8 protein-coding genes, 1 tRNA gene and 3 pseudogenes are annotated in these 11,257 nt (G+C 67.1%); 6 read left to right on the top strand and 6 right to left on the bottom strand.

Features of this window, described 5'->3' with window-relative positions:
* Both ACH4U7_RS52670 and ACH4U7_RS52665 read right to left on the bottom strand, forming a co-directional pair.
* A pseudogene (locus ACH4U7_RS52670) lies at positions 1-393 on the bottom strand (hypothetical protein); the annotation flags it as partial.
* A 70-nt stretch (positions 394-463) separates the two neighbouring features.
* Positions 464-700, bottom strand: a complete 237-nt coding sequence (locus tag ACH4U7_RS52665) for a hypothetical protein (protein ID WP_398534861.1) — start codon at positions 698-700, stop codon at positions 464-466.
* 286 nt (positions 701-986) lie between these two features.
* Here ACH4U7_RS52665 and ACH4U7_RS52660 point away from each other — a divergent pair, with 286 nt between their 5' ends.
* Entirely contained in the window at positions 987-1,421 is a 435-nt protein-coding gene (locus ACH4U7_RS52660) for a VOC family protein (protein WP_398534860.1), read from the top strand.
* Between the two features lie 75 nt (positions 1,422-1,496).
* Here the strand turns inward: ACH4U7_RS52660 and ACH4U7_RS52655 are convergent.
* The 3 genes and pseudogenes from ACH4U7_RS52655 to ACH4U7_RS52645 form a co-directional block, all read right to left on the bottom strand.
* Positions 1,497-2,266 (bottom strand): annotated as a pseudogene (locus ACH4U7_RS52655) (transposase).
* A gap of 12 nt (positions 2,267-2,278) precedes the next feature.
* The gene (locus tag ACH4U7_RS52650) at positions 2,279-3,058 is read right to left on the bottom strand and encodes a nucleotidyltransferase domain-containing protein (RefSeq protein WP_398534859.1); all 780 of its coding nucleotides are present in this window, start codon (positions 3,056-3,058) and stop codon (positions 2,279-2,281) included.
* The gene (locus ACH4U7_RS52645) at positions 3,042-3,500 is read right to left on the bottom strand and encodes a hypothetical protein (RefSeq protein ID WP_398534858.1); all 459 of its coding nucleotides are present in this window, start codon (positions 3,498-3,500) and stop codon (positions 3,042-3,044) included. Before ACH4U7_RS52645 ends, ACH4U7_RS52650 begins: the two co-directional genes overlap by 17 nt.
* Positions 3,501-3,951: 451 nt before the next feature.
* Between ACH4U7_RS52645 and ACH4U7_RS52640 the strand changes: the two genes are divergently transcribed.
* Together ACH4U7_RS52640 and ACH4U7_RS52635 are read left to right on the top strand one after the other, a co-directional pair.
* A complete protein-coding gene (locus ACH4U7_RS52640) occupies positions 3,952-4,536 on the top strand; it encodes a GNAT family N-acetyltransferase (RefSeq protein WP_398534857.1) in 585 nt (194 codons plus the stop codon).
* 456 nt (positions 4,537-4,992) lie between these two features.
* Positions 4,993-5,218, top strand: a pseudogene (locus ACH4U7_RS52635) (IS110 family transposase); the annotation flags it as partial.
* A 685-nt stretch (positions 5,219-5,903) separates the two neighbouring features.
* On the opposite strand, the gene ACH4U7_RS52630 reads toward ACH4U7_RS52635, so the two are convergent.
* Complete coding sequence (locus tag ACH4U7_RS52630; protein ID WP_398534856.1) at positions 5,904-6,857, bottom strand: phosphotransferase family protein; 954 nt, start codon at positions 6,855-6,857, stop codon at positions 5,904-5,906.
* A 493-nt stretch (positions 6,858-7,350) separates the two neighbouring features.
* Here ACH4U7_RS52630 and ACH4U7_RS52625 point away from each other — a divergent pair, with 493 nt between their 5' ends.
* From ACH4U7_RS52625 to ACH4U7_RS52615, 3 genes are all read left to right on the top strand, one after another.
* On the top strand, positions 7,351-9,699 hold the full coding sequence (locus ACH4U7_RS52625) for a hypothetical protein (RefSeq protein WP_398534855.1): 2,349 nt from the start codon (positions 7,351-7,353) through the stop codon (positions 9,697-9,699).
* A 296-nt stretch (positions 9,700-9,995) separates the two neighbouring features.
* Positions 9,996-10,757, top strand: a complete 762-nt coding sequence (locus ACH4U7_RS52620) for a class I SAM-dependent methyltransferase (protein ID WP_398534854.1) — start codon at positions 9,996-9,998, stop codon at positions 10,755-10,757.
* Between the two features lie 317 nt (positions 10,758-11,074).
* Positions 11,075-11,152, top strand: a tRNA-Trp gene (locus ACH4U7_RS52615).
* Positions 11,153-11,257 lie beyond the last annotated feature (105 nt).

Below are 11,257 nucleotides of genomic sequence, written 5' to 3'. Positions count from 1 at the left end.
CTGCCCGACCACGTACCTCACTCCAACGAGCAAAAACCAAGCCATCGCAACTGACACTCGACCCGAACAGCCCAGGCCGATAACAGAAATGAGGACGACCAGGTCGCGGAAGACCCGCCATCCGAAGCCCTTCAGCTCGTCCGTGCGGCCCCGATACTCGCGGATCGCAGGGATGAGCCGGGATCGCCTGCCCGGCTTGAGGCAGGCCATGCCCGCCACCGACACCCGCCCGGAGCCGCGGCCCCGCACCCGCACGACCGGCGTCTGGCCCATCCGACCTCGGGCCCCGGCACGCGGCGGAGTCTTCGACTGCCCGGCTTCGTCCTCGAAAACGATCCAGGCGCCGCGCTCCGCCGCGGTGCTCTTACCCGCGGCCGGGTCTCCTTCTTCCACACCTCGACCGCATCGTCGTCGCGTTCGATGGCCCGCCTGGCCGGCTGCTGCCAGCTCCAGCCGTGACGCTTCAGCAGCTGCCGATGCCCTCGACGGTGTGGGAGACACGGAACAGGCGGCCGATCAGTGTCCTGGTCCGCTCCAGCGTCCACCGCTGGTCCGCCCACCCGTGGACCAGCGGGCCGCGCTCCAACTCTCGTCCCAGGCTGGCGATCTGGGTCTCGCTGAGCCGGGACCACCCTGGAGAACCCTTCGACAGGACCCCCAACTCGCCGCGCTCGCGACAGGCCCGGCGCCACCGCTCCACCCCTCGCTCACTCGCACAGCGGCAGCGATCTCCCCGTTCGTCTCCCCGCCCCCGAAACGGGCGACAGTCTGCAACCGGATCCGCTCCCCCGCGGCCCCCTCGGCGTCGGTCAGTGCACCACCCTGCGCGTATCTCACCCCCCCAGGAGCTACCGGACCCGACCGGCCACTGTCAGGCGAACAGCCCGACATCACCCAACCAGGTTCAGTAGCAGGGGCCGTCCTCCCGACAGCACGCGCATCGACACCGGGAAATGAGCAACAGAGTCCCCTGCTATGGTGCGCCGATGTCATCGATCAAGCAGTTCCAGGTCACCTTCGACTGCGCAGAACCTGAGCGCGTCGCTCGCTTTTGGTGCGAGGTGTTGGGGTACGTCGTACCGCCGCCACCGGAGGGGTTTGCTACGTGGGGCGATTTCGATCGCTCTCTGCCGCTTGAGCGGCAGGGCTCAGCGTTCGCCTGCAGTGATCCCTCAGGCGTGGGCCCGCGACTGTACTTCCAGCGCGTCCCCGAAGGCAAGGTCGTCAAGAATCGGCTGCATCTTGACGTGCGAGTCGGCACCGGGCTCGTGGGTGAAGAGCGCCTCGCCACGCTCGAAGCCGAGTGCGCACGACTGGTCGCGCTCGGCGCGGTACGCGTGCGACTGCTGCTTGCCGATGACCACAACGAGTCGTGCATCGTGATGCAGGACATCGAGGGCAACGAGTTCTGTCTCGACTGAGCATCCTCCGGGACAGCGAGGTGGGAGCCATCTGCCTTGGGCCTCTCCCAAAGGTGGCCCCGTACGGGGCGGGAGTTATCCCGTGAGGGCGAGGTTGTGAAGTCGGGCGATGCCGAGCAACGCGGTGTGAATGCCGTCGCCCTTCGGACAACAGTCGCGAAGGATCTTCCAGGTCTTCATCCGCGCGAAGACGTGCTCGACGCGGGCCCGGACCTTGCCGTGGGAGGTGTTGTGCTCCTCCTTCCAAGCAGGCAGTCCGGTCCGGCCACGTTCGCGGCGGTGCGGGATGGCCAGGCCGGTGCCATAATAGCCGCCGTCCGCGATGACCGTGGTCCGGCCCACGGCAGCGTTCACACCGAACAGTTCCCACGCCTTGCCGTCGTTGCGGCTACCGGTGACCGGCCAGGCGACGACGAGCCGGGGGCCGGAGTCGACGACGACCTGGTGGTTGGTCGAGTACCGGAGTTCTTCGACTGCTCGGCAACCGTGTGATCCCGCGTGGGAACCAGAATGCCGTCGGCGATCAGCACCGCCTCCTTTCGGAACCGCGTGCGGGGCTGGAGCGCGAGCGACGGCCCGAAGTGGCCGATGATGCGCTCAGCGGCCGACTTCGAACACCCCGAACAGCGGGGCGAGCTGGATCTGCCGCAGCGTCAAGTTCGTACGCCACCAGGCCGCTACCAGCAGGATCCAGTCCCCCAGGGCAGGCACCACGGCCGACCCTTGCATACCGGGTCCGCACCCTTGGCGCCGCACGCAGTGACCAGTTTGCCGAACTGCCGCAGGCTCAGCCCGGTGAACGGAGCTGCCCTGGACGGATCCGACACCGTGATCACACCAGCCATCACAAGATCATCTCACCCGTGACCAGCAGATATGGGACAACCCTTTCCCGGGGTTGCGTCTGCTGTGTGGAGAGTGTCGGTGTATCCCTCGCGCAGCGGTCCGCCCAGCAGATCCAGCACATGGCAGGATGCGGCTACCAGCGGCTTGGGGTCTGCGTGTTCGGCGAGCGTCAGGTGCCCGCGCAGCAGTTCCTGACCCAGGATGGGGTCGGCCTGAGCCAGGCGGCGAGGCAGCCATTTACCAGCCCCGTTCCAGGCGCGGTGGTGAGCGGTCAGGAGGTGGGCTGCTTCGCGAAGCACGCGGTCTGCGATCGCCAGTTGCTCGTGACGATCGCTGCCGGGGCCGGTCTCGGTCAAGTCGTCCAGGAGGTCCGTAAGCAGGAAGCGGCCTGCGTTGCGCTCCTGTGGAGTGAGCGGGTCGGGACCGGCGGCGAGCAGGTTACGGGCCTCGGCGCGGAGTTGCTCGGCGTGGCCGTGGGGGTCGTGGAGCAGGACGGATTCGGCATAGAGGAAGAGTGCTGTTGCCCGGCGAGTGACCCGGCTTTGCAAGAAAGCTTGCCGCAGGTCGGCTCGGGTGTTCAGGAACACCTCTGCCAGGCGGCCCTCGTGGCGGAGCACCTCGCGGCGGCTGGCCCCGTCGTCAGGGAGGAGAACGGTGATGTCGAGATCGCTGGCGGAGGTGGCCTGCCCACGGGCGCTGGAGCCCCCTAGTACGGCGCCTACGGCATCCGGGTAGCGGACGGCGACCAGCCCTCTGGCGCTGCGGACATACACGTCAGCTGAGCGAGACAACGACGCCTCCGGTGTGTGATCGCGATGGGGCTGCCAGGGCCGCGAAGAGCGCTCCCTTCCCCTCACCTTCTTGGCGCTTCGACACCGGACAGCAGAGTCCCGAAAGCCGTGAACAGGGTGAGGAACACGATGGTGCCAGCAGTGCCGACGTCGTTCTCGACCACATGCCCCCGACGAAGAACCATGCGATCGCGTCGAGCATCACCAGTAGATGATTGCCTCGCTCCCGCAGTACACGCATCCCTGCCCACAGCAGCACCGGCATCGACGCCACGTCCATGATCCCCGCAAACAGCGACGTGAACAACCCGGAGAACGACCCCTCCGAATCGGTCTCCCCCGCCCACTCGTCCAAGAACCCCCAGAACCAGTAACAGACGACGGCCGCCACCGCCGACACGAGTGTGCCCTTCAGCCAGCGGGAGGGCCTACTCTTCATCATGACCTCACTCCTCCACGACACCGCAGCGGAGGTACGAGCACAAGTGCGTATGAGTACGCGCCCTTCCCCGCCGCGCACGTGGGTGCAAACGCCTTCCGGCAGCAGACGCGCCTCGCCGGCACGCCAGACCTCGATAAACCGAACCCTGCTCTTGCATCCCACGTCAGCGGTCGCAGTGCGAACCTCGTTCAAGGACGGGCGGGATGGCCTTGCCCAGGCACAATCGCCGGCAGCATCCAGTGGACCGCCGTACTGAAATCCCTCCCTGCGCAAACAGGCGCTCCTAGGGCGTATGCCGAAAGTGGATCAAGGTAGTGGTTGAGCAATCGCGGACGGAATGAGGCGATCTCACCCTGATCTGGCTCACCTGCACCCCACCCGACGGGCCAGGCTCCCGACCTGACAGAAAGGGCCTGATCACACAGCGGCTGCGGGTGTTATGGTCCCTCGCATGGCTGAACTGATCGCTCCCACGGCACGGCTGCATTCCTCGTGGCTCATAGCGCGTGACGAGTGGCGGCCTGGTGCTCACCAGGACGGGGCCGGTCTGCGTCTGGTCGGTGACGATGACCCCGACAGCCCTGAAGGGTTCGCCTCATGGGTCGAGCGACTGCGACAGCAATCGGACCGGTCGCTGCCTGTCGGGGAAGGACGCGTCCACGCTACCCACTGGTGGATTGTCGACGGCGAGACGTACCTCGGGGCCATCGACCTTCGGCACTATCTGAACGCCTTTCTGCTGGAAGGCGGCGGAAACATCGGCTACAGCATTCGGCCTTCCGCCAGGAGACGCGGACTGGCCTCGTGGGCGCTGGGAGCGGTTCTACTCAAGGCGCCGGCGCTCGGTCTGGACCGGGTCCTCCTCACCTGCGACGACGGCAACGTCGGCTCGGCGCGCACCATCGAAAGCAACGGCGGCGTCCTCGAAGATGTGCGCAGCACCGAAACCGGGGTCAAGCGCCGCTACTGGATCACTCTCAACGACGCTGGTCACAGCAATTCACTGATAGCCGCGACGAGGACGGTCGCCTCGTAGCGGACCGCGCGTGTCGTAAGGCGATTGATGCCGCACTCGACCGCGCGTCTCGCCTTGTCGTCCTCGGGGTGGAACTTCGGCGGACAGCCGCCGAGCGAGTCGCGCTCATTGCGGCTGCGGGCCTGGTCGGCCTTGTCCGGATTGGTGCAACGGACGCCGCGCCCTCCGCAGGTAGGCGCGGTTCTTCCGGGAGGGCGTACGCCTTGCCCGCGCGCAACCGCCTCGGCCGGGCGTGCGGCCTGCCCGGCCCCGGGCGGGGCACCCGGCCGAGGACGGCCTCGAACTACAAGGGTTCCCCGCGCTGCCCGGCGGTGATCACGATGGACATGGGTTGCTGCCCCTGCTCGACGCCCAGGTGCAACTTGGTGGTCCGCCCGCCGCGCGAGCGTCCGAGCCCGTGGTCGTCCGGCTCGACGGCGACGCCGCCGGGCGGCTCCTTCTGAAGGCTCCTTTTGCCCGCAACGCTATAACCGCCGCCTCCAGCGAGTCCTCCGCACCTCCGCGCTGTTCAGCATCCGACGGTCCGAGGAATCCCACCGGTTCTACGACCGCAAACGCGCCCAGGGCACGCCACACCCATGCCGTCCTCGCCCTCGCCCGCCGCCGCGTCAATGTCCTCTGGGCCCTCCTGAGCAAGGGACGGTGCCACGAGCTCACGCCACCCGTCGCTCTCGCGGCTTGACAAACGGCATGAGGAATCGGTGGCAACGGATCAGCCTTCGCTGTCACAGATCAGGCGATCGGCCTCTCCCGCCGCCTCGGCGAGTGATGCCCCGTCTCGTTCATTCTGGTCCCGTCTCACGTGAGCTGGTCCGCTTCGCTCGACGTCTCACGCGATCTGGTCGCAGCTACCTACTCGTAGATCCGCGCGATTGAGAGCTGTAGGGCTACGGATCTCCATGTGACGGGTTCGAGTTGCGCGTGAAGTGGTGAGATGGCGCCCACCCAAGCGGCCCAGGCTCCGAGCCAGTCGTAAAGGGTGCTGTGCGCCCAGCTACCCCCATCGCCTGCCCATTGACCACGGTCGATCTTTGCCTGGCACTCCTCTTGGTCCCGAGCGAAGTCGGTGGCGAGCGTCGCCACATACCTCCGCAGTTCGCGAGGCGTGTCGACCTCGTTCGGTTCGATTTCGGAGTCCGCGAGCACGAGGTTGAAGCCCGGCGATGTCGTGCGGACGGTGTCCAGTTGGTACGCCAGTCCTTGCCAGCCGGGTCGGTCGCGTGCTTCTTCGTGAAGCAGGTCGGTGCCGTCGAGGCGGCCGCCGAGCAGGCGGGCCCACCCCCACAGGAGACCGTTGATGGTCCGGTTGGTCCAACGGTTGACCGTCGGCGGCTCTGCCTCCTGGCCGCGCCCCGGACCGCCTTGGCTCAGCCCAGCGCGTCCATCAGGACGGTGACGTAGGCATCCAGCCGCTCCTCCACGGCTCGCGTCGTCAGCTCTGTCCTCCCTGCCTCCCGCCATGGCTGCGAAACCAACTGCACTTCTTCTGAGAACGCCAGCCCGTCCCGCACCCGCCAGTACAGCCGCTCGCTCGCGGCCGCGGCCAGGACTCCGCCGGCCTCCTCATACGCCTCAGCGAACCGCAGACCCCACGCCGGGCCGTGCAGCAGCGCGAGATTGGTGGAGCAGTGCGCCACATCGAGATCCGCCGGGCCCCAGGAGGTCCCTGCCCAGTCGACGACGCCGGTGATCCGAACATCCGCCGGCCTTGGGGGCGGCACGTCGAACAGTACGTTGCCGGGTTGGAAGTCCCGGTGCAGGAATCGCCCTTCATAGGGCGGCGGGGGCTTGCGGATCACGTCGATCGCCGCGGCCCATGCCGCCGCGACGGCGCCCTTCGGCACAACGACGGTGTCGGCGGTCGTCCACGCCACATACTTCCGGGGCCGCTCGGCGGGTCGCAATGCGTGGATCGCCACGAGTTGACGAGCCAACAGAGGGACGCGCGTCTCCAATCCCTCCTCGTCGAGGACCGTCCGGCCCGCCAGATGTGTCATCAGGAGCGACGGATACTCGCAATGCGCGGCAGTCGGATCAACCGCGACCAGTCCAGGAGCCGGCACGCCGGTCCTCGTGAGCAGGGTCAGGGCGTCGGCCTCCCTGTTCAGCCAGTCCTCGGCGTGCTTCACGTTGACGAAGGTCCGCAGCACCAGGTCACGGGTGCCTCCGTCCCGCGTGCCGATGGTCAGCCTCCGCATTTCGGCAGTGATGCCGCCGTGCAGCGCCTCGGTTCTGACGATACGTTCGCCGACCTCCAGGTGGCGGCTCACCCAAGCCAGTGTCAACGGCCGGACAGCCGCCGCCTCATCGTGGTTGGTCACCGTGTCACCTCATCATCCGGAGGGCGACACGCGCAAAAGCTTTTATTGGAGGCGATGGCCGTGCTGCTCTGCTCCTCTCGCAGCTGCGGCAGGCATCGTTCAGGCACTCGCATCGAGCCGTGGCCACAGCCTGGAAAGTCCCCGTTCAGCAGACTCTGGCATTGAGCGCGGGGAGCCGTCTCGATCACACACGGCGTACCCACGGCGGGCCGTGCCCCGGATCGCGGTCACGGATTCGAACGACCTCTTCACGGACCCGTAACGGCTCCCCGTGATCGCTGCCAGAGCCAAAACAACCCGGCGAAGACAATCATCGGCCGAAGAAGATCTCTCGGGCTTCGCGGAGCCCCCCGCCCAGCCGGAGTGGTGGCGTGATCGCTTGATGGCTTGGACGTTTGCCGAGTGCTGGCCATGCTGGGGGCTGTCCTTGCCGGGTGGTACAACATCGACCGTTGCTCACCACTCACATGCCTTCCGGAGGGACGAGCCCGCCATGGACGAGATACAGGTCGAGGTGGCTGACGGCCCGTTCGCGGGTCTGCCGGCGGTTCTCATCTCCCACATCGGCGACCAGGTACGGGTTCAAGTCACCATATTCGACAGGCAGATACCGCTGGACCTGCACGTCGACCAGGTTCGCATCGCCGGAGCCGCACCGCCAGAAGAACCAGGCACGACGGATGCCGCCAGCAGCTTTCACGCCTCAATGCGTGAACAGATCGTCGCGGAACATGAGCGGCTCGCTACAGCGGAGGCGTTCACGTTCTTCCTGGAACGCGTCGATGAACCCGAGACCGACCTGGCCCGCGAGTGGGACGCCTACCTGGCCCACCGGGACGAGACGCAGGCCCGGACACAGGAACGCATGCAAGCCGCCCTGGTGCAGTTCGATCGACAGCTCGCCTCGCTGCCGATCGACGAGGCCAGGCAGGTCATCGCCAGTGACGCCGCGTTCTGGCAACCGGGTACCCTCGCGGTCAGGGATCAAAGTGTCCGGTTTCCCGAATGTGGGACCAACCCTGAAGAGCGCGTCCTCGCTGCCATCTTCGACGAGCAGCTTGACGAGCCGCGCGTCTCACCTCGAGAGCAGGCGCGCCAGCGTCTCGAACAAGCGCGGCTGGCGGCCGAGGAACGGGACTATGAGTGGTGGAAGGCGAACCTGTCCCCCGACGAGCAGCGCGCCTACCCCTCGCGGGGAAACCCCGCCCGGTACGCGTACGCTCGGGCTCCACGCCACGATGCCAGCCTGCCCCCCGAGCGCAGCGTCGAATGGACCATCCGATCCAAGACCGTTGTCAGCAACGGCCCAATCCCCCGGGAGGCGCTCGACGCGGTGGACGGGCTGAGCCTGACGCTGCACCGGCCTGCTGACCTGACACCACTGGGGCAGCTGCACAACCTGCGGTGGCTGTCTGTGCACTCGAGTGTCTCGGTCGACCTTGTGACGCTCGCCTCGGTCCTGCACCCGGCCCGGGCACTACAGGACCTGTCGATCGATGCCCCGGTCCGCGACATCACTCCGCTCGCCCAGCTCACTCAGCTGCGAAACCTGCGGCTGGAGCACACCCATGTCACCGACATCGCACCTCTGGCCAATCTGACGCGGTTGTCCGACCTGTCCGTCTGCGACGGCCCGCTGGCCGACCTCACCCCACTGTCCGGACTGTGTCTGACCCGTCTGTACGTCTACCGGACGCGGGTGAGTGACCTGTCGCCGTTGTCGGGAATGGCGACGCTGGAAGTGCTCGGCCTGGTCGGCTGCCCGGTCCGGGACCTGACAGTGGTCACCACCCTGCCCGCGTTGCGCTTTGCCAACCTGCGCCGAACCCCGATCACAGACCTCGGTGACCTCCCCGAACAGGCACCCGGCGTCACCTTCGAGGGCGTGGGTGCGCACACCCGCGATGAGTCGTGCCCCGAAAGCACCACGGCGCCATGCACCAGGCGCGGTACACCGGCACCCCCTGTCTCAGGCGTCGTGGCGGCCGACCTGCGCGCCGCGTTCCACGCCGCCGGGGACGACTATGCCCGGCGAGCGCAGGTTGAACGGGCGATGCTGGCAGGCCGGCGCCTCGACCTGGTCCAGGAGATCATCAGCAGCGGTCCCGACAGAGGTCTTTCGACCGTGGTAGGACTGCTCCTGCGCGGCGGTGTCGGGGACATTCCGTTCCCGGACAACCCGTGGGGAGTCCCACCTGGCGCCGGCCTGACAGAGGCGCTGACCCGGGTGTGGGCGCCCGTCGCCGGGTTCGCCCCCCGGTTCGTCACCACCGTCCACGACCGGACCCTTGGCCTGACCCTGCTGATCGGCGAGAACGGCATACCCGCCCTCGGCTACCTCACCTGGAAACGCGACAACAACAGATCAGAGCGGCTCGCCGACATACCGGACTCCCTCGACCGCTTCGCCGACCCGGCACGGGATTACTACCTGTCTGTCGTGGTCGGTTCCGCTCCGCATGTCGCCGACCCGACGGCCGTCGTGCCGCTGCTGGCCGGCCCGATTCCCCGACCGGTCCGTGACATCTGGGCAATCCATCACAGCCTGGACAACGGCTGGGAGCGCATTGGCGGCGGCCTCGACTGCAACACCCTGGAATTCTTCACCGACGACAGCTGGAGGGTGGTAGCCGAACGCCTCGACGGACTCCCACCGGACCGATTTGTCCACGCCGTCGGCAGCGCCAACTACGACACCTATGTGCTCGACCTGGACATGCTCGACAGCGGCGGCAACCCCACCGTCGCACACTGGGCGTTCAAGGAATGGCAGCTCGATGACCACAAACAGTACTGGGAATGGTTCGACAGCACCGGAACCGACCTGATCTTCGGCTCCTGACACGACACAAGCCACGCCTGGCCGTGACACACTAAGGCGCAGTCCAAAGTGCTTGCTTCGCGAAATCACCCCACCCGGAAACGCGCCGTGCCCGGTCACGGGCGGACCTCGGCAATATTTCCCTTCTCTCAAGGGATGGTTGGGGTGTGCTCGTGTGTGCTCTTCGCGCGAGCGGAGGTGAGTCGGTGGTCGACAACGTGTGCCGGCAGGTCGTATGTCCTCTCTGCGGGCCATCCCATGCGTCAGGACAGTGATATTCAGTCGCTGACTGCTGGCTGACCTGGGACGATTCAGACATGGCGCAAACGTTTGAGGATCTGGTGGCGGAGGCGGAGTCGGCCCCGGTTGAGGGTTGGGACTTCTCCTGGCTGCAGGGACGGGCCACCGAGCAGCGCCCGTCGTGGGGCTACCAGCACATGATGGGTGGGCGGATGGCGCGGGCCTCGGCAGCGTTGGACATTCAGACCGGTGGCGGGGAGGTGCTGGCCGGCGTGCCGAAGCTGCCGCCGCTGGCGGTGGCCACTGAGTCCTGGCCGCCGAACGTGGCCAAGGCCACCCGGCTGCTGCATCCGCTGGGCGTGGTGGTCGTCGCAGACGAGGACGAGCCGCCGCTGCCGTTCGCCGGGGAGGCATTCGACTTGGTGGTCAGCCGACACCCGGTAACCGTCTGGTGGGAGGAAATCTCCCGGGTGCTCCGGCCGGGCGGCACATACTTTTCCCAACAGGTCGGCCCAGCCAGCGTCTTCGAGCTGGTGGAGTACTTCCTCGGCTCGCAGCCGGAGGAGGTGCGTCGCAAGCGCCACCCCGACGACGCCCGCCAGGCGGCCGAGGCAGCCGGGCTGGAGGTCGTGGAGCTGCGCTCGGAATCGCTTCGTACCGAGTTCTTCGACGTCGGCGCGGTGATCTACTTCCTCCGGAAGGTGATCTGGATGGTGCCCGGGTTCACCGTCGACCAGTACCGGAACCGGCTGCGGCAACTGCACGACCAGATCCAGAGCGAGGGACCGTTCATCGCCCACACCGCGCGGTTCCTCATCGAGGCCCGCAAGCCCGCCTGACACCGACCCGCCGCCACGCCTCCGACTGCGCCACCGGCCCGCCCCACTGACCGACGGACCGGCATCGGTGCAGCTTGACCGGCTCGGCTGGAGGTGGCTCTCAATTTCACCTCCCGACTGGCTCTCAGCAGGGTGTGTGCCCTTCGCACAGGCGGAAGTGAACCGATGCCCTTCACCCCGCCGTGCGGGACTGGGTGGTGCTCTCCGCGCAGGCCGAGGTGCTCGCAGGGGAGGGTAGTTGGTCGCCGTCCAGTACTCCCCGACGTAAAAAATCCGTGGCAGATTACGGTTGGCAGATGACAGAGTGGCCGTGTCAAAGGGGCGTAGCTCAGCCCGGCCAGAGCAGCGGACTCCAAACCCGCGCGCCGCAGGTTCAAATCCTGCCGCCCCTGCCAGTCGTTCCCCTGAGGTTCCCCCGAGATGCGGGGAGAGGTGACAGCAGGTCAGATGGGTCTCACGAGAGGAGACCAGACGATGCCTGCTCCCAGGAAATACCCACT

The organism is Streptomyces sp. NPDC020845 (genome assembly GCF_044334165.1).
GTDB lineage: Bacteria > Actinomycetota > Actinomycetes > Streptomycetales > Streptomycetaceae > Streptomyces.
This window is presented reverse-complemented; position numbering and strand designations above follow the sequence as displayed.